Source organism: Ruficoccus sp. ZRK36 (genome assembly GCF_019603315.1).
Taxonomy (GTDB): Bacteria; Verrucomicrobiota; Verrucomicrobiia; order Opitutales; family Cerasicoccaceae; genus Ruficoccus.
Genome location: NZ_CP080649.1, coordinates 3,653,488 through 3,675,222 on the forward strand (window position 1 = coordinate 3,653,488; position 21,735 = coordinate 3,675,222).

Here is a 21,735-nt window from a genome sequence, read left to right on the forward strand (position 1 = left end):
CTTAATTCGTGCTCTGGACCTCGGCGGCAGGGATGTCATCGAGGTTTTCCAACAGGAGGGCATCCGCATTGTACTCCTCGATCACAGCAGGCTGCGAGGGAGCGACTTGAGGAGCCGGGGCGGGGGCCGGAACAGCGGCCGCCGGAGAAGATGGTGCACGCGGTGCGGGCGTGGGAGCCGGAGCGCTCGGGGCCGGGTTACCGCCGACACCGGGGATGACCAGGGTCTGGCCGGCACGCAGGCTGCGCGGGTCGCTGATACCGTTGGCGGTCATCAGGGCCGAGACCTTCACGTCGTAGCGCTTGGCGATGGCGCCCAGCGTATCACCCTTTTTCACCAGGTAGCTACCCTCGGGCACGGAAGCCGAGCTGGAGGAAGCAGAAGGAGCCGAGTAGCTCGCGCCACCGGCGGGGATCAGGAGCTCCTGCCCCACATAGATCGTGTTCGAGCTCAGGTTGTTGGCGCTCTTGATGGCGTTGACCGTGGTGCCGTTACGCTTGGCCAGCGTGGAGAGATTGTCACCGGGCTTAACCTTGTAGGTCTTGGCCGCGACATCAGCCGAAGCGGCTGCCCCGCCACTGAGGTCGTTCATCGGAGGCTCGAAAGACGCCGCACTCGATCCCGGGATGACCAGTACCTGGCCCACCTGGAGGACGGATTTGCGGTTCAGGCCGTTGGCATCCATCAGCTCGGAGAGGGTCAGGTCGTTGGCACGCGCGATGGTGGTGAGGTTGTCACCCTTCTTCACGATATAGGTCGAAGAAGCTGCGGTCGCAGGCGCACCGGACGCGTCGACCGGCTCAAGCACGGCGACCTCCTCGGTCCCCTCGATCACTTCGGCGGGCTGCTGCTGGTTCAGATTCCAGCTCGGGCGCGTCGGCTCATAGCGCGGACGGGTGACCTGAGTGGTGGATTCCGATTTGATGGGAGTGCCGCCCACGGTGTATTGCTCCTGGCGGTAGTTCTCGTTCGCCTCGGAGACAACGGTCTCCTCAGGCGGGCCGACAACACCCTCCGAACCGGTGGTTTCGGGTTCGGGGCCGCTATTACAGCCGGGGGTTGCAAAGAGGAATGCGATAACGGCCAGGTGCAGACCGATCACGCAGAGGAATATCTGACTGATTTTCATGACGACTTTTCTCCAGTTTTTGCGCATGCGCTGTTCGTATCAGTGGCCATTTGTTTCTTCAAACTCAAAACCGCCTGCTCAAAGGCAAAACCACGCTGAGTGTAGTTCTCAAACATGTCCAAACTCGAAAATCCGGGGCTGAGCAGGACCACACCCGGGGTCTTTACCCGATTACGGGTCGCGGCAACGGCTTCGGGCAGGGTCTTACAGACCTGACAAGGGACTTTGGCGGCGGCCATCTGTTCCGCCAGAGCCGGTGCGGTCTCACCGATCAAAATAGCTGAGTCGATCTGCCCGGCAACGGCCTGGGCAAACGCCTGGAGGTCGCCCCCCTTCGATTTTCCACCACCGATCCAGCACACCGGGTCCTTAAAAGTCTTCAGAGCAGCCAGGGCAGAGGCGTAGTTGGTCGCCTTGGAGTCGTTCCAGTACTCCACCCCACCCCATTCTGACACGAGCTGCAGCCGGTGCCGGGGCAGCCGGAACTGGCTGGCCGAGGCCTCCAGCGCGTTGAGGTTCATGCCCTCTTTTTCCCAGAAAGCCCGCACGAGCCGGTAATTCTCCTGCTGCGGGTAGCTCTGGAAGGGCGAGGTGGCAGGCGGGCCGCCCAGTTTGTCCTCACGGCGAACGACGCGGGTGAAGGACGGCAAGGTCTTGCCGAACTTCTCGGCCCAGCGGACAACGGACTCACCCACAACGAGGCTCGGGCGGGCCAACTGGTCAACCAGTCGCCACTTGGCCTCGAAATACTCCTCCATCGAGGTGTAGCGGTCGAGATGGTCCTCCTCAAAATTCGTCCAGATAAGCGACTGCGGACGGAAATACTTCAGGCACTCGGACTGGTAGGAGCTGACTTCGCATACCGCGAGCGCGCCCTCGTGGTTGCTCAGCTCAAAGAGTCGCGACATCGGGTAGCCGATGTTACCCACTGCCACGGCCTTGTTTCCGGCGCGCTTGAAAGCGTAGGCGAGAAACTCCGTCACCGTGGTCTTACCATTGGTACCGGTCACGGCGATACAACCGCCCCCCCAGAACAACGAGGCAAAGTCCAGCTCACCGAGTACCAGGCAACCGGCCTTGCGGGCAGCCTCAAACCACGGATGCGAGGGCGGGAAACCGGGGCTGTGGACGACGAGCCCATGCCGGGCAGCCTCCTTCGCGCCGAACTTTCGATGCGCATACTGCCCGCCGCGCTCGTCGAACACCTCGTACAGCCACCCCTGCGAGCGCAGCAAGTCCCCGGCGGCCGCGCCGCTGACCCCCGCGCCGAATATGGCAGCGGGTCGGTCGAGTAAGGGCTTGAGTAGATCGGGGGTTTCCATCGGTAAATAAGTTTAGCGCAGCTTAAGCGTGGCCAGTCCGGCAAAGGCGCACATCAGGGAGATAATCCAGAAACGTATCACGACTTTGTTTTCATGCCAGCCGAGGAGCTCGAAATGATGATGCAGCGGGGCCATGCGAAAGATGCGCTTACCCCGGAGCTTGAAGGATCCGATCTGCAGAATGACAGAGGCGGCCTCGGCCACGAAGATCCCGCCCACGATCAGCAAGGTGAAGGGCTGGTGGATAATAAAAGCGATCGTCCCGAGGATACCCCCGAGTGCGAGCGAGCCGGTGTCCCCCATAAAGACGGAGGCCGGGTGGCTGTTGAACCACAAAAAGACCAGGCTCGCCCCGACCAGAGCCGAGCATATCACGGCCAGCTCACCGGAGCCGGGCACATAGCTGATCAGCAGATAGTCGGAGATGATGACGTTACCCGCAGCGTAGGCCATCAGACCGTAGACGAGTGTAGCGGTCACCGTACAGCCAATTGCCAGCCCGTCCACGCCGTCGGTCAGGTTGATGGCGTTACTGGAGCCCGCCATGACGAAGAAGAAAAAGATAAACGCGAACCAGATCGGCATCTCCGCGATGAGTGCTGACTTCAGGAAGGGCACCCACAGCTGGGACATCTTCAGGTGCGTATCCGGGTCCGCCAGGAGTAAGCCCAGTGCGACCAACGCGAGCACGCCCTGACCGGCCAGTTTCCAGCGGCTGGAGAGGCCCTTGGAGTTTTTCTTGCTCACCTTCAGGTAATCATCGAGGAAGCCCAGACCGGTCAGCCCGGCGTAGACCAGCATCGTCACGATGACGTACATATTAGGCTCAGCCCACAGCAGTGTCGCGGTAAAGACCGAGACAAAGATGACCAGCCCGCCCATGGTCGGGGTGTCTTTCTTCCCGGCGTGCAGGTCGGCCAGCTTGCCCACCTCGTCCTTGTTGCGCAGGGTCTGGGATAGCTTGAGCTGGCGCAGGCGCGCAAAAATCCACGGCGCAGCGATAAAGCCGACCACAACGGCGGTTGCCGCCCCCATGGAGGCCCGGAACGTCAAGAAGCGAAATAGCCGCAGCGGGCCAAAGTATTCACTGAGATCAGCCAGATACGTCAGCATCGCTCGGCCCCTCCCTTTACGACGACCGGCAGCAAAGTCTCCAGCGCATAGGCACGGCTGCCCTTGAGCATGATCGCCCCCACAAACGCGGACACCTCGGGCTTCGCCGCTGCGGTTTCCGTGAAGAGCTTGATCTGGCTCGCCCGATTACCGGCCTTGAGCAGGCCATCGCGATAGCCATCGGCCTCGCTGCCGATCACCACTGCCCGGTCCTGCTCGCGCAGCTTGAGCTGCTCTGCCGTCTTGATATGAAAGCGGTAGCTGTCCACGCCCAGCTCCTTCATCCCGCCAAGCACGTACAGGCGCGGCAGCTCAGACGGAGCGGCAACGGCAAAGGCGGCCATGGCCTCGGCCATCGAGGCAGGGTTGGCATTGTAGCTGTCCACGAAAAAGCGCTGCTCTCCGTGCTGGAGCCACTCACCCCGCTGGGGTGAGGCCTTCCAGCGGGCCAGGCGCGTACGCACCGTCTCGGGAGAGACGCCGCAAAGCAGCGCAGCGGTGATGGCAAGCGCGGCGTTGCTGACCATGCCCGGCGAGTTAAACGGCAGCTCGCAGGAAATCGCCGGGATGGCCGCCGACTCCAATTCGAGCCGGCAGCCTCCCACATCCACATTGCCTGGACGTATAACCACGCACTGTTCGTCAGGCAAAGTCCGGGCCAGGCTCTGGTCGTCCGTCACCACCAGCGCACGGGCACCCAGATCGCGGAAGGGTGCGTACTGCCAGCAGGTGCCGGGAAAGATAACTTTGGCAGCCGCAGCTCCCAGACGTGCCTTTTCGCGGGCTACGCCCTCGACCGTACCGAGGCGCTCCAGATGGGCGGGGGCAACGCATGTCACAAGCGCGAGGTCTGGATCGATCATAGACGCGAGCGTGTCCATCTCGCCGGGCTCGTTGATGCCCGCCTCGACCACGGCAAAGTCATGCTCACGCTCATCGAGCCGGGTCAGGGTCAGCGGGACGCCGAGAAAGTTATTCAGGTTGCCCTCGGTGCGCAGGGTACGCTCACCCAGCAGCAGCCCCAGCAGGTCCTTGGTCGAGGTCTTGCCGCAGCTACCGGTCACACCGATAACGCGCCCGGTGTAGTTCGCACGGTGGCTGGCCGCGATTTTCTGAAACGCCTCCAGCGTATCGGGCACGACGAGCTGAGGCAGCTCCTCAGAGACTTGATGCCGCACGAGAGCGGCATCTGCCCCACCCTCACGGGCGGCAGGTAAAAAGCTGTGACCGTCGCGGGCAGAAGTTTCGAGCGCGACAAACATATCCCCCTTGCGGATACGACGGGAGTCCTGCGTAAAGCCCTTGACCGACGCCGGGGCACGGTCGCCGGCCCACGAGCCACCGGTCCATTCTGCGAGATTGTCAGGCATGAAATCAGGCATCCGCGTTGAGGTTCTTCAGATTGATCAACTCACGGGCGACCTGACGGTCGTCAAAGGGGATAACCGTGTCGGCAAATTCCTGATAGGTCTCGTGGCCCTTACCTGCGATCAGCAGGCAATCACCGGGACCGGCCTGCTCCATGGCCAACGAGATCGCGTGGCGGCGGTCCTCGACGAAGCTGATGCGCTCCGGCACGCTGACCCCACCCTGCATATCCTCGAAGATCTGACCCAGATCCTCCTTGCGGGGGTTGTCGGCCGTAGCCCATGCGTAGTCGGCAAAGTTCTGCACCGCGTGCGTCATCTTGGGGCGCTTGGTACGGTCGCGATCACCGCCGCAGCCGAAGACGACCAGCAGCTTGCCGGGCGTAATCTCGCGGAGCATGGTCAGGGCATTGGAGAGAGCATCGTCGGTGTGGGCATAGTCCACCAGCACCTGAAAGGGCTGTCCGGCCTCGACCTTTTCCATACGGCCGGGGACTCCGCCAAAGGCAGCGATACGCCGCACCAGATCGGCGGGAGACTTACCGTGAGCATAGGCCAGGCCAATGGCGGCCACGGTATTGGCGACATTGAAGTGTCCCAGCAAGGGCGTCTTGATTTCCACGCGCCCTTCGGGCCATACGAGGTCAAAGGTGCTGCCGTCGGCCCCGAGCTTGACGTGCTCGGCGCGCAGGTCGGCGTCTGCACAGACCCCAAAGGTGATGATACGCACGCCCTCGGGGATCATGCCCACGAGGCGACGACCGTAGGGGTCGTCGATGTTGATCAGCACCGTTTCAGGCACAGAGCCAAGCGCACCGGTAAAGAGGCGGGTCTTGGCCTCAAAGTAGGCCTCCATGTTGCGGTGGTAATCGATGTGGTCCTGGGTCAGGTTCAGGAACGCCGCCACCGGGAAACGCACACCGTCCACACGCTGCTGCTGGATGGCGTGTGAGCTGACCTCAAGCACCGCCTGTTTGCAGCCCTCGCTCACCATCTGGTTGAGCATGGAGTAAATATCAACCGACTCGGGCGTCGTCTTATACGAGGGCAGCGTGCGCTTGCCCAGGTCGTAGTGGACGGTACCGATCAGCCCGACGGTATCGGGTTCGTCGGCCAGCAGATGCTGGGCGAGAAAGGCGACCGTGGTCTTGCCGTTGGTCCCGGTGATACCAAAGAGCTTCAGCTCGTCATCAGGGCGTCCGTAGTAGCGACGGGCGACTTCGGCCAGCGTCGCGCGGCAGTCCTTCACCTGCAGGTACGGCACCTGCCGGATGGACTCGGCCGGGCTCTCGGAGATGATCCCCACCGCACCGCGGTCGATAGCCTCCTCGATGTAAAGGTTACCGTCGGTGCGCAGACCGCCCTGGGCAAAAAAGAGGGAACCGGGAGCTACACGGCGACTATCGGTAACGAGGGCACGCACGGCGGCCTTGCCTTCGCCGCGGGCATCCACGACGGGCAGGTCCTTGACGAGCTCATCAAGCGTGGGCCACTGAGGTCCCGTCGTTGATGAGCCGCCTCCGGCCATCCCAAAAGAGCATACGAAAGGCCTGCGCCCGCTGCGCAGCCCCCCCAGTAGCAGTTCCATTCCCGGCAGTGCCATTTCTCCAATTACCTTTCTGAAAGCGCCAGCATGGGTTTGTCCTCGCTCGGCGGGATGCCGAGGTAAGCCGCACACTTCTTCGCCAACTCGCTAAAAGCCGGGGCAGCGACAACGCCGCCATAACCAATGCCGTCGAGCTGAGCGTCATCCACCACGACGGTGATGACCAGAGCCGGAGAAGAAGCCGGGAAAAACCCGCTGAAAGAACCTACGTGATGGCGGCTGGAGTAGCGCCCGTTCACGATTTTTTGCGTCGTACCCGTCTTACCTGCGGCCTCATAGCCGGGGACGGCAGCCCGCCGTGCGGTGCCATCGGGGGTACAGACTTTTGCCAGCATACCGGCCACGGTGCGTGCCGTATCGGATGAGACCACGCGGCGGCGGGCGACCGGATCGAAATTCACGGCAGTCTCGCCATGCTCGTCAAAGAGACGGCGCACGACCTGGGGCTTCATCAGCACTCCGCTGTTAGCCACAGTGGCCATGGCCATGTGTACCTGCATCGGTGTCGCGCCCACAGCGTGGCCCATCGGCAGGCGGCTGATCGTCAAGCCGTCCCAGCGGGCAGGCTCAGCCAACAGGCCGCGTGTCTCCCCGTTCAGACCGAGGTCGGTCTTTTCACCGTAACCAAAGGCACGGGCGTATTTGTAAAGACGGTCGTCACCCAGGCGCATACCCAGCAGCGCGGCACCGCGGTTGCTGGACTTAACCACGACCTGCTCCATCGAGATTTTACCCAGATGGTGGTCGTCACGCGGCAGGCGCACCTCGCGGCCCTTGTACTCGACCGAACTCAGACCACAGTCGAGCTCGTCTTCGGGGCGGATAAGACGCTCTTCCAGAGTAGCCGCGGCGGCCACGATCTTAAAGGTGCTGCCCGGCTCGTAAACATCGGTCAGGGCACGATTACGGAGAGCCTCGGTGGGAGACTTCCAGAAGACATTCGGGTTGTAGGTCGGATAGTTGGCCAGCGCGAGGATGTAGCCGGTGGTCGGCTCACTCACGATGATCGTCGCCCCCTTGGGCTTGTACTGCTTGACCAGTTCGTTGAGCTGCTCTTCGGCAAAGTGCTGAATGACCATGTCGAGGGTCAGCTCGACATTCAGACCCGAGCGCGGCTGCACTTCGCGTGTCTGGAACTGCACCAGCTCGCGGCGGCGACCGTCACGCTCGGCTTCGCGCCATCCGTCCTGCCCGCGCAGGTAAAAGTCGAGCCACTGCTCCACTCCGGTCACGGCGGTGCCTTCTTTATTAATAAAGCCTACGGTGTGCGCAGCCAGCGAGGTCGAGGGGTAAACCCGGCGATACTGCGGGTTCCCGTAAACGGCCTTCATGTCCAGCTCGCGGATACGCATGAGCGCATCGCGGCTGATGTTGTCCGCCAGCTTGTGCCAGTGGATGTCGCGCAGCTCAGGGCCGTGCGGGCCGTTGACCTCACGCATCCGCGTATCGAACTTCTCACGGATCTCGCTCTCCGGCACACGCAGGATGGAGGCCAGAGCGGAAATCTTCTCGTAGTCTTCCTCCTTGATCGCGTGCGGGTCCACGCCGACCTGGTACACCTCGTGGGTGGTAGCCAGCAGCTCGCCACGCGCGTCTACGATGTCACCACGGCGGGCACTGATGACCTGAAAGGTCTTGCGGTTGCTCTCAACGATCCGGCTCAGCTTATCCTGGTCAATCACCTGCAGGTAAAACAGTCGACTGAAGACGACGGCAAAACAAGCGACGATGCCAACGACGATCAGGATAAAGCGGAAGCTGGAGACGAAGGAGCGATTCATCAGGGCTGCGGATCCCGAGGCTGGTTAAGGAGGGCGAGGTCGAAAGAAACGGAGGAGGAGCCGCTGGCAGCGACTTCTGCAGGAGCGCTCTGGCGCGCCTGCGCGAGATAGGAAGGCTGGGCACTGGCCTGAATCCAGACGATCTGGTTACCGCTGGTCGGGCGCAGACCGGCGGGCATATGAGTGATGAGAAACTCCGGGTTGTGGGCGCGGGCCATGCGCGCCGACAGCGTGGCGTTGTCGTTATCGAGGGCGCGCAGGTCGCGCTCCATCTGGGCCACATGCTTGGCGGTGCCGGTGATCTGGGTACGCATCCACACGATCCCGAGCGAGCCGCCCACGGCGACGAGCAGGATCATCAGGCACAGGCCGATCGAAAGCCAACGGTAGGAATTAAGATCTTTAAAATAATGCATGGCTCAGGCTGGTTGAAGTTCTCCGACGGCGGGCAGCTTGCGCACAGCGCGTACCTTGGCCGAACGGCTCCGGGGGTTGGCGGTCAGTTCGTCTTCGCTCGGAGTGAGCGGGCGGCGGGTCAGCAGCTCAGCGAGCTTGGTCCGCTCGTCCTGCGGGCGGGAGTCACCGGCGTGCTCAGGACGGCCCGCCAGATGGTTGAAAAAGCGCTTCACGGGGCGGTCTTCGAGCGAGTGAAAAGTGATAATGGCCAGCACACCGCCGGGGGCCAGGCGCTCGAAAGCAGCCGGAAGCATGCGCTCAAGCACACCGAGCTCGTCGTTGACGGCCATCCGGATGCCCTGAAAGGTCCGCGTCGCCGGGTGGATACGCGAGGGCTTGCCGCCGCGCTGCGGGATGGCCGAGGCCACCAGAGTGGCCAGCGCATCAGTCCGGGCGAGCTTACCGGTGCCGCGCGCCTCGATAATGGCCCGGCACACCCGGCGCCAGGCTTTCTCCTCACCCAGATCACGCACCGCATGCGCCAACTCAGCCTCGGGAGCAGTCTCGAGGAAGTCGGCGGCGCTGATGCCGGTGCTGGGGTCCATACGCATGTCGGTGGGGGCGGGCTTGCCGAACGAGAAACCGCGGGCGGCCTCGTCGAGCTGGAAAGAGGATACGCCGAGGTCGAAAAGAGCCCCGGCGTAATCGTGTTCAGTCAGTGTTTGTAGTTGAGAAAATTCCAGGTGGTAGAAATTGAAACGGTTGCCAAATTCCTCGCCCAGGTGCTGGGCGCGGAGGGCGGCGTCAGGGTCGCGATCGAGCGCGGTGAGCTTTACCTCCGGGCTGGCCTCCAGAATGGCGCGGCTGTGGCCGCCGCCGCCGAAGGTCCCGTCCAGAAAGTGGCCGCCCCGCTGCGGAGCAAGCAGGTCGAGGACCTCTCGCAGCATCACAGGCAGATGGCCGGCCATCCTATTTAAGAGGGCTTCCGGTGCCTGCCTAGCGAAGGCGCAGCACATGGGAGAGAGCTCTCCATCCGCGAGCGTTGACCTTGGTAGACTGCTCGCGGCGCTGAAAGGCCTCGAACAGAGGACCGCCCTCGCCAAATCGCGGAGCGTGATCGGCGACCACCCGGAAGGTGGTCGGCTTGCGGGTTTCCTGATGCCCCAGGATACCGGCATTATAGAGTTCCTGGCTGATTCTCATGTTAGGTGTTCGGTTAAAAAAGATGAAAAAAGAAGAAGTTAGAGTCCGAGTTCGTTAAGAACGTCGCTGAGGTCGCCCTCGTCGTCCTCGGCCGAAATGTAGGCCTCGTAGCGCTCAGGCTCCCACAGATGAAATTTGTCAACGCCACCGACCAGCACGACCTCCTTGCTGATACCAGTCTGCTGATACAGACGCTCGCTCAGGTTGACTCGGCCATTCTTGTCGATGGTGAACTGGTCCGCGCCGCTGAACAGCTTCATGACCGCCCGTTGGGCCTTCTGGTCACCCAGCTTCAGCGACGAGAGCTTAGCCTTGAGCTGCTCCACCATCGCGGGCGGGTAAACGGTCACGCAGCCACAGGGGTTGCGGAAAGCGAGGTACAGAGCCTTCTCGTCCCCATCGAATCGCCACTTCGACGGGACCGTCAGACGCTTTTTGGCGTCCAGATTGTGCCGAAATTCACCGGCATAAAGGCCCTGTTCGAAAAGATTCATGGAGAGAAGAGAGAGGATATCCGTTCCACTTCGACCCACATCACCCCACTTCGCCACCCCTGTCAACGTAAAAAATCCACCGCATCCCGCAATTTGACTCGGCATCCAGGCCGTTCCGTGTTTTTGGAAGATGCTCTCAACCAACTGTTAAAATGGAAAAAACACGCGCCGACGACCTCCTCGTACGTGCCGGGCAGGCTGCCAGCCGCAGCCAGGCGCGCCGCCTCATCCTGGAGGGCCGGGTAAGCCTCTCCGGCGGCGAGCCCGTGACCAAACCGGGACGCTTCCTGCCCCCGGACACCGCCCTCGTGGTTGAGAACCCGCCCCGCTTCGTCAGCCGGGGGGGCGACAAGCTCGCCGCCTACCTGGAGCGGTTCCCCGAAGATATTTCCGGCGTCCACCTGCTGGACGTGGGGGCCTCCACCGGCGGCTTCACCGACTGCGCCCTGCAAATGGGCGCGACCAGCGCTACCTGTATCGACGTCGGCCACGGACAGCTCCACCCCAGCCTGCTGGAGGACCCGCGCGTGACAAATCTGGAGGGCATCAACGCCCGCCACCTCGACCCCTCCATCCTGCCCCACCCCTCCTATGGGCTGATCACGATGGACCTCTCCTTTATCTCGCTCACCCAGGTCCTGCCTGCCGTCTGGCCGGCGCTCACGCCAGGTGGGCTGCTCATCGCGCTCGTGAAGCCCCAGTTCGAGGCCGGGCCGGAGGAAACCCGCCGCACGAAGGGCATCATCCGCGACGACGCGGTACGCCAACGCACCCTCTCCACCGTCCGGCTCTTCGCCGAGGGCAACCTCCCCGGCGCGCACGTCGTCGGCGAGATGGATTGCCCCGTCACCGGCGGCGACGGCAACCGGGAGTTTTTGCTTGGTCTGCGCCGGGCCGAAGCCTAGGCTCTCCCCTCACTCACGTCCGATGAAGCCCATCTCGAAAATCGCTCTGGTCGTTAACGCGCAAAAAGAGGGCGCGCACAAGCTGGGAGACATGCTCGCCTCACTCTGTGCGGACGCAGGTGTCGAGAGCCGACTGACCACCAGCCACCCGCTGGAGAAGGACTTCCTCAAGGGCGTCGATGCCTGCTGCGTACTCGGAGGGGACGGCACCCTGCTCTCCGCCGTGCCCGAGTCGATGACCCACCAGGTGCCGGTCTTCGGGATCAATCAGGGTAAGCTCGGCTTTCTGGCCACCTTCTCCGTGGAGGAGGCGCAGTGGCAGTTCAAGCGCATCCTCGAAGGCGAGTACATCATTGAGGAACGCTCGATCCTCGAGTGCACATCCGCCGGTGGCGAAGTCGCCTACGCGTTTAACGATGTCGTCCTGAAAAGCACTGACATCCAGCGGTTGATCGGACTGCGCGTCAGCTGCGATGGCGAGCTGGTCACCGACTACTGGGCCGACGGCCTGATCTTCTGCACCTCGACCGGCTCGACCGCCTACAACCTTTCCGCCGGGGGACCGATTATCCACCCGCACTCCAATGTCATCGGGATGACCCCCATCTGCGCGCACACCCTGACCAACCGCAGCATGATCTTCCCCTCGAAGTCGCAGCTCTGCATCAGCTGCTCCCCCAAGGGCAAGCCCCCCGTCATCTCAGTGGACGGGAACCTCGCCTTTCAGGGCTGCCAACTGCCCCTGAGCGTACGCCGGGCGGAGAAAACCGTCCCCCTGCTCCAACCGCCCAACTACTCGCACTTCCGCATCCTGCGCAGTAAGCTCATGTGGGGCGACGAGAAATCCATCGAATCCTGACCCGGCCCTGGCATCACGCATCAGCGAGGTCGTTGTTGTGATATCTGGTCTGCCCCTCGCATCTCGGCCAGGAGCCGCGACACACGCCGCCGTTTAGAAAATCACCTGGATCTGCCCGCGAAAGATATGCAGCCCGTAACCTGCTCCGGTGAATGACCCGCTCTCGGGATTAACGGTACCCCCGTTGGGCATGTTGTACTGGCCCGAGTAGTCCAGATAGCTGTACCCGAACTGGAGTTTCAGGTCGTCGCCGAGGATGTACCAGTTAAAGCCGAGATAAAAGGACTGCGCCTCCTGAAAGAAGAGTCGGCCGACATCGGGAGCATTCGGCACCGTGCCGTCGATCTGCACACCGCGACCATCTGTATTGATGTAGGCATACTGAAAGACCACTTCGTAGTCGTCGAAGAAACGGTACGAGGGCGTGACGACTATCCCCCACGGAATAGCCTGGCTGGATGCCGTCACGTTACCACCCGAGGCCGCACTGAGCTGTGCGTTGTCGTAGAGCTTCCCGTTCTCCACCCAGTTCATCAGGAACTCACCCGAAATCATAAACCCGTCCCACTGGAAAATCACGTAGGGGTTTACGCCGATGGAGCTGGCATCCGAGTCTGAATTACCGATGTAGAGGTTGGTCGCCGAGGCCGAAGCCCCGTTAGCGGTAGGCTGCCAGTAGGAGTTCCCGGAGGCTTGGTATCCGGTATTGATGCCAGCCTGCAGTTTCATCGTCTCACCCTCTTCCGATGACAGATCCCAGGAGCTGCGCAACTGCGCGTAAACGCCGATTTTATTCTGAAAGGTGTTCCCCGGTGAGGAAGAAGCGTAGCCGTTAACCAGGGCAAGCTCGGCCCCGAAGTTATCGTCGATCTTCCAGTCACCAAAGAGCCCCATGTGCTGGGCGGCAAAGCCGAGGTCGCCGTTGGCCTCCGTCCCTTCAGGGATCTGGTTCTCGGTCCCGGTATCGTTCCCCCAGTAGTCCGTCACCAGCGAACGCTCGATCGTGCGCAACTTCGAGGTCGAGGAATATTCTTCTTCATCGAAGCGCACCTTTCTCAGCCCCGCGTAAAACTTCATATCGGGGTTTTCGATCTCCTTGTAAACGTAGGCATGGTCGAGCCTCGCCTTGGCGTCTCCAAAGTTCGGCACGATAACCGCGCCGAAGCCGTCGCCGATCTTACCCTCCAGGGTGAGATAGGCCCGGCGTAGTTGAAAGTTGTTACGCGTTGCCGGGTTGGGTCCGCCACCGTTTTGCGCCTGCATGTAGTTATACTGAAACTGCAGCAGCGCGCCCACGGTCAGCTCCTCTGTGCGCTTCGAGTTCGGTTTAAAGTCGAAGCTCCCGTCACTCTCGATAATCTCGTTCGCCTCCTTCTCGGAGAGGTAGCCTTTTTGCTCCAGCAAACGGATCAGCTCCTCGTCCGCGGCCTGGGCAAGCGGAGCAGCCAGCAGCAGCCCGAGCAGGGCGATGCGAGAGAGTAGCGGCATGGCTCGAACAAAGCCATAACCGCACCCGTACTGGCAAAACCTTTAGTGTAACAATCCCGTGAACCCGTCACGGAAATTTTTAAAAGCCGGTTGCCAGCCTAACTCACGCTCAATCAGCCCGGCATCAATCCGGCGATTCGGGAGCTTACCACCGCTTGAGCGGCGGCCACTGTCGCGGGCACTTGCCTGCTGCGGGGTAAAGGTCGGCGCCGATTGCCCGAGTTGCTCCGCGAGCCAGCCGATGATCTCGCCGCGCGAGGCAGGCTGCCCATCGACCACATTGTACACGCGCTTGGCAATCTCCGCAGGTGCCTCAAAGGCCGCGAAAACCGCGCTGGCAATATCGTCGCGGTGGATCAGATTGAGCCATGATTCACCCGACCCCGGGAAGGTCGTGTCGCCCGTCCGGAGCTTGTCCACAAAGTAGTGACGATCGGGACCATAGATCCCACCCAGTCGCAGTACGAACCAGCGACTGATGCCCCGCGCGCCCTGCAGCAGAGACTCCGACTCCAGCAGCAGCGAGCCATGCTCAGAGGCTCCGTCCGTGGACGCAGACTCGTCCACCCACTCGCCCTCGGTCTGCGGGTAAACACTGGTCGCACTGGTGTAGACGTAGGTGCCGACGTGGCCATTGGCGGCCCACTTCAGGATGGACTGCTGCCCATCGATGTAGGACTTGCGATAGCCGTCGATCCCGCCTCCGGCGGAGCTGACGCAGTTCAGGACAAAGTCCGGGTGCGGATCGAGCTGGTCATGCCAGGTATCCTCGTCGAGGTCGGCCACTACGACCTGGGAGAGGCCGAGCTGACGCAGCTCGGCAGCCTTGTCCGGGTTGCGGGTCAGCGCGCGCACGTCCCAGCCCTTTTCCAGGGCCTGGCGGGCGACTTCACGGCCGACGTAGCCGCAGCCGAAGATGATGAGTTTCGGTTGGTGGGGATCAGTTTTATCAGACACAGATAGATAAGGGGTTCAGGTGAGAGAGAACCCAAGCAAAAGGAAAGATGCACCGATGGCAAGCCGTGCTCAGTCTTCTTCGGGATCTTTCATCCGCTTGGCCGGGCGGCGGAACTTCGGCTTGGGCCGAGAAGCCTGATCATCATCGTCTCCGCCAACCGCTTCTTTCGGCTCCTCAGCGTAGGCAGCATCTTCATCGACCACCGGCTCTTCTTCCTCGATGATTTCCTCCACGCTCATGGTCGAGGGAGCGATGCGGGCCTTGTTGAAGACCGGCTTCATCATGATACGGGCAGCCTTGCGACCAGCCCCCTGATAGAAGCCATAGGCGATCAGCGAAACCGTGACCAGATCCACCAGGTTCAGCAGCATCGGATAGAGCGAGCTGCTCGGCAGGAAGCGCGAAAGCAGGTTGAGGAACGGATAGAGGAACCAGCCGCAGGCGATCACCAACACGATCGTCGTGATCCCGCGCCGCAGCTCCTCCGGCACGTCATCCTCAGGCAGCGAGCCGAGCGTGAAAAACAGCATGACGATCAAACTCGCCGAGCACGTAAACGAGCCCAACGCGAACACCATCTGAAAGCCCTGCGCCATGCCGGCGACATTTGAAAGCGCAATAAAGAAGAACAGCCCGGCGGCCATCCCGAACATCACCACGTACACGGGAAGGTCCTTTTTCGCCACGTGGATGAGGCGCGAAAGCATGAAGAACAGGAACGGTGCCAGAATCGTCCAGCAAATCCCGCGCACCAGCAAGTTGTAGGTATCCTCCGCTCCCCACAGGAAGTCTGCGTAGCGCATCTTTGCGATGAAGAAGCTCGCAGCCAGCACCATGAGGAAGGCCCCGAAGCCAACCATCGCACCGTAGTGCACGGATGCCTTGCGGCGGATAGCCTGAGTCAGGAAAAAACACCCCATCAAGCCGAAGACGATCAGGTCCAGCACGAAGGAGTAGTACGTCATGCGCTGGAAACCCGTGATCGTCACATCGTCGGGCCGGGGCACCTCAGTACGGCTCTCGGTAGCAGCCTCGCCCGTATGCAGGGGCGAGTAATCATGAGCGCGTAGGGGTGCCTGTGCATCGGCACCCTTAACGGGGGGGAGTTTATCAACGAGAACAGCTCTTTCTGACATAGAAACCGGAGGGTTATCCCCCTACACAAACGGTCTTGATGCCTGATATCCAGCGCGAAGTTTGCAATTACCAGATGTTACAGCAGAATATAAGGACTAAGCCTCATTCACAATGGGGCTGAATGCATATTGGTTAAACGAGTGCAGCTATCGTAGATTTTCAGCCAGATGGGCAATTCGCCCGAGGGCATGCTTGCCAGCTCAGATATTTTCATCGAACCTCCCCTCTCATGCCGCTTCAGCTTACCCATGCCGATCTGTATTTCCCCGGTGAGTCCACTAAGGCCTTCGGGCGCACGACGCATCTGGGTATCGGTGCTCACCAGGACGATCTCGAGTTCATGGCTTTGCACGGCATCCTGGCCGGGTACCAGTCGCGTGAGCGTGGCTTCGCCGGGGTGACGTGCACCGATGGCGGCGGCAGCGCGAGGGCGGGACGCTTTGCCGAGTACAGCGATGAGCAGATGAAGGCCGTCCGCATTGAGGAGCAGAAAGCTGCCGCCCGGCTGGGCGAGTACACGTTTATGGCGCAGTTGAAGCATCCCAGCTCCATCGCCAAGGAGAAAGACCTCCGCACTCCCCTCGTCGCGGACCTCGTCGCAATCCTCAGAGAGTGCCATCCGAGCATCATCTATACGCACAACCCCTTTGATAAACACCGCACCCACGTCGGTGTGCTGATGGCCGTACTGGAGGCCATCCGGCAGCTGCCCCTCCGGCTGCGCCCGACTCAGGTGCTCGGCTGCGAGGTCTGGCGCGGGCTCGACTGGCTCCCCGACTCCCTCAAGCTCGTGCTCCCCGTCAGCGGGCATGACGAGCTGGCCCGCCAGCTCAGCGCGGTCTTTGAGTCACAGATCGAGGGCGGCAAACGCTACGACCTCGCCATCGAAGGCCGCCGACGCGCCAACGCCACCTTTCTAGAGTCACACGCAGTGGATCATGAGGAAGCCGTCAGCTACGCCATCGACCTGACCGCGCTCACCCGTGATGACGCTCCCCCGCTCCAAGCCTGGGCGGACTCCGTCCTGACAAATTTCCGCCACGAGATCCTCGACAACCTGGCCGGGGAATAGTGGCCTTCAAGCGACCAAGGCGGTAACCGACACTAATCGCCGCTCGTCACGCGCTGCACGACTAAGTACAGGACCTCCTCACCCGCGCGGCTCAAGCCACCTGCACAGAAAAGCGGGTCCGGCACGCGGACCCTGGTGCGGGACTCCCGCGTTGCGAGGACGGGCAGCAGCACCGATGATCCCGGCTCCTGCGGCACCCAACTCTCCAGCGTGACATAACTGATCTTCAGTTCGCAGCCGCGCGGATCATTTTCGTCGACGCGGATACTCGCGCTCAGCCCGACTGCGCGCTCCTCTGTGCCTGCGGGCTGGCCGTCGGTTTCCGGCATCTTGGCATAGCGTAGCGTGTAGGTCTGGTTAAGCTCCCACACCAGCGGCTCCGTTTGCGCCAGCTCACCGTAGGCCATCAAGGTCAGGCCATCCTCGCCGACACAGCTGATCATGACCTCAGCCAGTTCCAGATCCGCCTCTGGTGCGGGATACAGCTTTTGCGGTTTGCCGTCTGCGCCCACAAACTCAATCGGCTTCTGGTCACCCGCGGTATAGCCCTTAGCCTCCAGCCAGGCCGGAGTCGCGTAAAACACGTACACCTGAAAGGTGTCGGCACGGGCCGCCGCGAGGCAGCCGGTTAAAAGAACAAAGGCTAACAGCAAGGGGCGGGGCAGCATGCCCGCCATTAAGTAAGAATCATCACGCCAGCGCAAGCAGTCTCTGCTGCACGCGGGGCTTGTCCGCCGGGTAGGTCACCCCGAACCACTCCCCACTGGTGGGCAGGACGGTGCAGCGGGCACGCCCGGCACGGATCAGGTCGTCCACCACGGTCGGGATGTAGCACTCGGACTTGAGTTCAGTCCCATGCGCCTTGAGGAAGGCTGTAAAATGCTCCTCCAGTACGTCAAAAACAGCCGGAATGAAGCCCCAGAAATTCATCGAAACCGGTGCCTCCTCAGGAATTTCTACCCGCTCACCCGCGAGGTTCACGCCACGCACCTTGCCGTCAGACTCTGCACAGATATCCGTGTGCTCCTCCACCGTGCGCAGGAGCTCACCGTCCAGCCGGCACACCCCGCGGTTCACACTCCCGTGCGGGGAGAGGGTGTTTTTCAGTGGATAGCCGACCATGCACAGCTCGCTGGCGTCGGCAAGATCAAGCGCCAACAGATGCTTTAAAATACGCGCGTAGGCATCCGCCCCGTAGTAGTCATCCGCATTGATGGCGATAAAGGGATCGCTCACTGCATCTCGCGCGGCACGAATCGCATGCGCCGTGCCCCATGGCTTCACGCGCCCCTCGGGCACACTGAAACCGGCAGGCAGATCGTCCAACGCCTGAAAGGCGTAGTCCACCTCCATGAAGGCCGCAGCCTTGTCCCCCACTCCCTGGCGGAAAGCCTCCTCGAAATCCCGACGGATGACAAAGACGGCCTTCTCGAAGCCTGCCTCGCGGGCATCACGCAGGGAGTAGTCCAGCAGGGTTTCCCCCTGCGGCCCCATCGGGTCGAGTTGCTTCAGGCCGCCATAGCGGCTACCCATGCCAGCGGCGAGGACGAGGAGAGTCGGTTTCATAAGTCAGCCTGGGAGCATCGCCACCGCCCCTTGCTTTGGCAACCCGCGAATCCAACAAACGCTCGGCGTTTGATCCGATTAATGGGGCTCCGCCCCATGTCAGCGGATAGTGGAAACTGGACCGTCCCATGAACAGTGTGCGGGAAAATAGCCATTGTGGACAAGCCACCCAAGGAGAACCTCAAAGTCGGTCCAGCGTTTGGGTGAGGCCCGGACGCTGGACCGAAAGTGCAGGCTTCGCCCTGGCGGGGGTTGGGGGCGCATAGCCCCAAACAGCATTCCCATCCCTAAAACAAATCCCTTCTGTGGCTTGAAAAGCCCTTCGGTCGGGGCGTTATTCTTTCCACTCGCTACCGCCCTTGGTCAGCGTGTATATTTACCTTATGGATCTCGAAAGCAAGATCATCGAAGCCCTCAGCCGGCCCGACTACGTCCCCCTCAATCAACCCGACCTCTCCAAAGCTCTCGACCTCAGCAAGCGCGAGAGCAAGCAGTTTCGCCGCACCCTGCACAAGCTGCTCGACGACGGCCTCATCGCCAAGGTCAAGGGAGACCGCTTTGTCCGCCCCCACGATGCAGACCTGGTCAGCGGTACGATCAAGTTTCGACAAAGTGGCCGCGCGCTCCTGCTGCCCGACCGCCAGCCGGGCAAGCCACCGCGCGAGCCTCTCACCATCCTCGCTGAGGATACCGGTGTCGCCCTGCACGAGGACAAGGTACTCGTCCGCCTCCACGACGAAAAGTCGCGCCGCCAGCGTGGCCGTGACAAGCGCAACCGCCTCCGCGATGGAGAGACCCTGGCCCGCGTCATCCGCGTGCTCCAGCGCGCCCACCCCACCCTGACCGGCACGCTCAAGCAGTCCCGCATGTACCACCACGTCGTGCCGGACGATCCCCGCATCATCCACGACATCCTCGTCCCCCCGCCCGAGCGCGCCGAGGTCTTCCCCAAGCCCAAGGAGGGCGACAAAGTCGTTGTCCGCCTGCTGGAGTGGAAGATGCGCCACCTCAACCCCGAGGGGGTCATCACCGAGGTCTTGGGAAAAACCCATGAGCCCGGCGCCGAGTTCAAGGCAATCCTCCACAAGTACAAGCTGGACACGACCTTTCCGGATGCCGTCCTCGCCGAAGTTTCCAAGGTGCCCGCCCAAGTCTCCTCGCGCGAGGTCAAGGGGCGGCTGGACTGCCGTAAAAAGTTCACCCTCACCATCGACCCGGACGACGCCAAGGACTTTGATGATGCCCTCTCCTACGAGGAGACCGCCAAGGGCGGCTGCCGCATCGGCATCCACATCGCCGACGTGTCCGCCTACGTCAAGCCCGGCTCCCAGCTCGACAAGGAGGCCCGCCGCCGGGGGAACTCCACCTATCTAGTCGGCTGCGTCATCCCGATGCTTCCGCAGGCGCTCTCCAACGGTATCTGCTCACTGGTTGAGAACGAGGACCGCCTGACCAAGGCCGTCTTTCTGGACTTCGACCGCAACGGCAAGCACACCGGCACCACCTTTGCCAACACCGTCATCCGCTCCAGTAAGCGCCTGACGTATCGGCAGGCCTACGCATTCCTCAAAAAGGACGACATCGCCGAGATCCGTGGCACCCCGCTGCCGCCCGCGCACCAGACCGGCTCCACCGGTCGCGCCCTCACCGAGCTCGACGACCGCGAGATGCACAAAATCCAGAAGACGATCCGTCGCTGCTGGGACATCGCCGACAAGCTCCGCAAGGCTCGCATGCAAAAGGGTAGCCTCGACCTCGATATGTCCGAGGTGAAAATCTTCGTCGATGAAAACGGCTACGCCGACCGCATCGAGAGCATCGTCAACGACGAGAGCCACCAGCTCATTGAGGAGTTTATGCTCGCCGCTAACGAGGCCGTGGCCAAGGCCTTGTTCGAGGCAGCCATCCCCTTTATCTCGCGCGTGCACGACGAGCCCGACCCCGAAAAGCTCTACGAACTGCGCGACCACATGATGACCGTCGGCATCGCGGTGGGCGATCTCACCAACCGCCCCGAGGTCACGCGCCTACTCAAGAAGATCAACGACCACCCGCAGAACTACCCGCTGAAAATCCAGTTCCTGCGCAGTCTCAAGCAGGCCTGCTACCGGGCGCAAACAGACGGCCACTACGGGCTCTACAAAACCTTTTACGCGCACTTCACCTCGCCCATCCGCCGCTATGCGGACCTCGTCGTCCACCGCATCTTTGACTACTACCTGGCCAAGCACGGGCTCGACACCGCCCCGGCGCGCGCGTCCATGAAGTACACCAAGGGCGACCTCGACGGCATCGCCGATCACCTCACCCTGACCGAGCAGAACTCAACCGAGGCCGAGCGCGAGTCCGTCAAGATCAAGCTGCTGGAGTTCTTCGAGCGTGAAGCCAATCGCAAGAAGCCCTCGGTCTTCGAGGCCATCGTCACCGACGTCAAAAACCACGGCATGTTCATCGAGCTGACTGAGTCGATGGCCTTTGGGATGGTGCACGTATCCACGCTGAAGGACGACCTCTACACCCTCTCGGACGATGGCACCGCCCTGCAAGGGCGCCGACGCCGCAAGCAGTACGTGCTCGGGCAGACCATCAAGGTCGCCGTTGAGCGCGTGGACCGCTTCAAGCGCCAGATCGATTTCCATATCGTCGAGGACGAGGAAAAGGACTACGGCCTCGGCCCGGACTCCGCGAAGTTTATCGCACGAGATAAACCTGTGCCGAAGCTCAAAAAGGCGCGCAAACCCTCCAACCCGAAGAAAAAGCAACGCAGAAAGCGCAACCGATGAAACACTACGACTACCAGAAACACCTGCACAGCATCTGGGAAAAAGCGGTCACGCAATACGAAGGCGGCCAGCGCGACGCCCAGACCTATTTCGACACAGACGAGGAGATGTGGCTGCGTGCCAACGGCATCACCCCGCAGGAGATCTACGACTTCGCCGAGGACTACGTCAGCTCCGGCGAGCCAGACTTCGCGACCTTTGCCATGATCTGCGACGTGCGCCGCAACTATTTCTTCGAGAAGATGAAGGGCAAAGCGAGCGGTAAGATCGTATCCAACGACAGCTACACGCCCAAGGACGCGGAGGTCGACGGCATCCGCTGGCTGCCCCGCATCATCGAAAAGGCAAAGGCAAAGCTCCACGGCGAACTCGACGACGACACCATGTACGGCTGTGGCGGCGACCGCGCCTTTCTCAAGGAGCATGACATCCACCCGGCCGAGTTCCTGCGCATCGTAGCCGAGCACGAGGACGACGACCGCGCCGTCATCGACTGGGTCAAACAGCGCTCCGCCGCCAAGGCATAAATGTCTAATGGGGGCTAAGCGCCCTCACT

The 21,735-nt window shown here is 61.8% G+C and carries 20 protein-coding genes; 5 read left to right on the forward strand and 15 right to left on the reverse strand.

What is annotated here, in order from left to right; translation table 11 throughout:
- Position 1: 1 nt before the first annotated feature.
- Genes K0V07_RS15945 through K0V07_RS15990 form a run of 10 tightly spaced genes read right to left on the reverse strand, consistent with a single transcriptional unit; the run spans position 2 to position 10,411 of the window.
- A complete protein-coding gene (locus K0V07_RS15945; protein WP_220622385.1) occupies positions 2-1,156 on the reverse strand; it encodes a LysM peptidoglycan-binding domain-containing protein in 1,155 nt (384 codons plus the stop codon).
- Entirely contained in the window at positions 1,126-2,451 is a 1,326-nt protein-coding gene (gene murD, locus K0V07_RS15950; protein ID WP_220622386.1) for a UDP-N-acetylmuramoyl-L-alanine--D-glutamate ligase, read from the reverse strand. Before murD ends, K0V07_RS15945 begins: the two co-directional genes overlap by 31 nt.
- 12 nt (positions 2,452-2,463) lie before the next feature.
- Complete coding sequence (gene mraY / locus K0V07_RS15955) at positions 2,464-3,564, reverse strand: phospho-N-acetylmuramoyl-pentapeptide-transferase (protein WP_220622387.1); 1,101 nt, start codon at positions 3,562-3,564, stop codon at positions 2,464-2,466.
- Complete coding sequence (gene murF, locus K0V07_RS15960) at positions 3,558-4,934, reverse strand: UDP-N-acetylmuramoyl-tripeptide--D-alanyl-D-alanine ligase (protein WP_220622388.1); 1,377 nt, start codon at positions 4,932-4,934, stop codon at positions 3,558-3,560. Before murF ends, mraY begins: the two co-directional genes overlap by 7 nt.
- A gap of 4 nt (positions 4,935-4,938) precedes the next feature.
- A complete protein-coding gene (locus K0V07_RS15965) occupies positions 4,939-6,534 on the reverse strand; it encodes a UDP-N-acetylmuramoyl-L-alanyl-D-glutamate--2,6-diaminopimelate ligase (protein ID WP_220622389.1) in 1,596 nt (531 codons plus the stop codon).
- An 8-nt stretch (positions 6,535-6,542) separates the two neighbouring features.
- Positions 6,543-8,318, reverse strand: coding sequence for a penicillin-binding protein 2 (locus tag K0V07_RS15970; protein ID WP_220622390.1), 1,776 nt, complete (start codon positions 8,316-8,318; stop codon positions 6,543-6,545).
- Positions 8,318-8,734, reverse strand: a complete 417-nt coding sequence (locus K0V07_RS15975) for a hypothetical protein (protein ID WP_220622391.1) — start codon at positions 8,732-8,734, stop codon at positions 8,318-8,320. The genes K0V07_RS15970 and K0V07_RS15975 overlap by 1 nt, the downstream gene beginning before the upstream one ends.
- A 3-nt stretch (positions 8,735-8,737) precedes the next feature.
- The gene (gene rsmH / locus K0V07_RS15980) at positions 8,738-9,682 is read right to left on the reverse strand and encodes a 16S rRNA (cytosine(1402)-N(4))-methyltransferase RsmH (RefSeq protein ID WP_220622392.1); all 945 of its coding nucleotides are present in this window, start codon (positions 9,680-9,682) and stop codon (positions 8,738-8,740) included.
- 28 nt (positions 9,683-9,710) lie between these two features.
- Positions 9,711-9,917 carry a hypothetical protein gene (locus tag K0V07_RS15985; RefSeq protein ID WP_220622393.1) on the reverse strand — a complete coding sequence of 69 codons (207 nt, stop codon included), beginning with the start codon at positions 9,915-9,917 and terminating at the stop codon, positions 9,711-9,713.
- 38 nt (positions 9,918-9,955) lie between these two features.
- The gene (locus K0V07_RS15990) at positions 9,956-10,411 is read right to left on the reverse strand and encodes a hypothetical protein (protein WP_220622394.1); all 456 of its coding nucleotides are present in this window, start codon (positions 10,409-10,411) and stop codon (positions 9,956-9,958) included.
- 152 nt (positions 10,412-10,563) lie between these two features.
- On the opposite strand from K0V07_RS15990, the gene K0V07_RS15995 reads away from it, so the two are divergent.
- Both K0V07_RS15995 and K0V07_RS16000 read left to right on the forward strand, forming a co-directional pair.
- Complete coding sequence (locus K0V07_RS15995) at positions 10,564-11,316, forward strand: TlyA family RNA methyltransferase (RefSeq protein WP_220622395.1); 753 nt, start codon at positions 10,564-10,566, stop codon at positions 11,314-11,316.
- A 22-nt stretch (positions 11,317-11,338) separates the two neighbouring features.
- Positions 11,339-12,175 carry an NAD(+)/NADH kinase gene (locus K0V07_RS16000; protein WP_220622396.1) on the forward strand — a complete coding sequence of 279 codons (837 nt, stop codon included), beginning with the start codon at positions 11,339-11,341 and terminating at the stop codon, positions 12,173-12,175.
- Between the two features lie 93 nt (positions 12,176-12,268).
- On the opposite strand, the gene K0V07_RS16005 is transcribed toward K0V07_RS16000, so the two are convergent.
- The 3 genes from K0V07_RS16005 to K0V07_RS16015 all read right to left on the reverse strand — a co-directional run bounded on the left by K0V07_RS16005 (position 12,269) and on the right by K0V07_RS16015 (position 15,757).
- Complete coding sequence (locus tag K0V07_RS16005) at positions 12,269-13,663, reverse strand: porin (RefSeq protein WP_220622397.1); 1,395 nt, start codon at positions 13,661-13,663, stop codon at positions 12,269-12,271.
- A 42-nt stretch (positions 13,664-13,705) separates the two neighbouring features.
- Positions 13,706-14,620, reverse strand: a complete 915-nt coding sequence (locus K0V07_RS16010; protein WP_220622398.1) for an NAD-dependent epimerase/dehydratase family protein — start codon at positions 14,618-14,620, stop codon at positions 13,706-13,708.
- A gap of 69 nt (positions 14,621-14,689) precedes the next feature.
- Positions 14,690-15,757: a hypothetical protein gene (locus K0V07_RS16015; protein WP_220622399.1), complete on the reverse strand. Its 1,068-nt coding sequence runs from the start codon at positions 15,755-15,757 to the stop codon at positions 14,690-14,692.
- 230 nt (positions 15,758-15,987) lie between these two features.
- Between K0V07_RS16015 and K0V07_RS16020 the strand changes: the two genes are divergently transcribed.
- The gene (locus K0V07_RS16020) at positions 15,988-16,830 is read left to right on the forward strand and encodes a PIG-L family deacetylase (RefSeq protein WP_220622400.1); all 843 of its coding nucleotides are present in this window, start codon (positions 15,988-15,990) and stop codon (positions 16,828-16,830) included.
- A 32-nt stretch (positions 16,831-16,862) separates the two neighbouring features.
- Here the strand turns inward: K0V07_RS16020 and K0V07_RS16025 are convergent, their stop codons facing one another.
- Positions 16,863-17,498, reverse strand: coding sequence for a hypothetical protein (locus tag K0V07_RS16025; protein ID WP_220622401.1), 636 nt, complete (start codon positions 17,496-17,498; stop codon positions 16,863-16,865).
- A 22-nt stretch (positions 17,499-17,520) separates the two neighbouring features.
- Entirely contained in the window at positions 17,521-18,396 is an 876-nt protein-coding gene (locus K0V07_RS16030; RefSeq protein WP_220622402.1) for an NTP transferase domain-containing protein, read from the reverse strand.
- A 383-nt stretch (positions 18,397-18,779) separates the two neighbouring features.
- Here K0V07_RS16030 and K0V07_RS16035 point away from each other — a divergent pair, with 383 nt between their 5' ends.
- Entirely contained in the window at positions 18,780-21,179 is a 2,400-nt protein-coding gene (locus tag K0V07_RS16035) for an RNB domain-containing ribonuclease (protein WP_220622403.1), read from the forward strand.
- Positions 21,176-21,706: a DUF5069 domain-containing protein gene (locus K0V07_RS16040; RefSeq protein WP_220622404.1), complete on the forward strand. Its 531-nt coding sequence runs from the start codon at positions 21,176-21,178 to the stop codon at positions 21,704-21,706. Before K0V07_RS16035 ends, K0V07_RS16040 begins: the two co-directional genes overlap by 4 nt.
- Positions 21,707-21,735 lie beyond the last annotated feature (29 nt).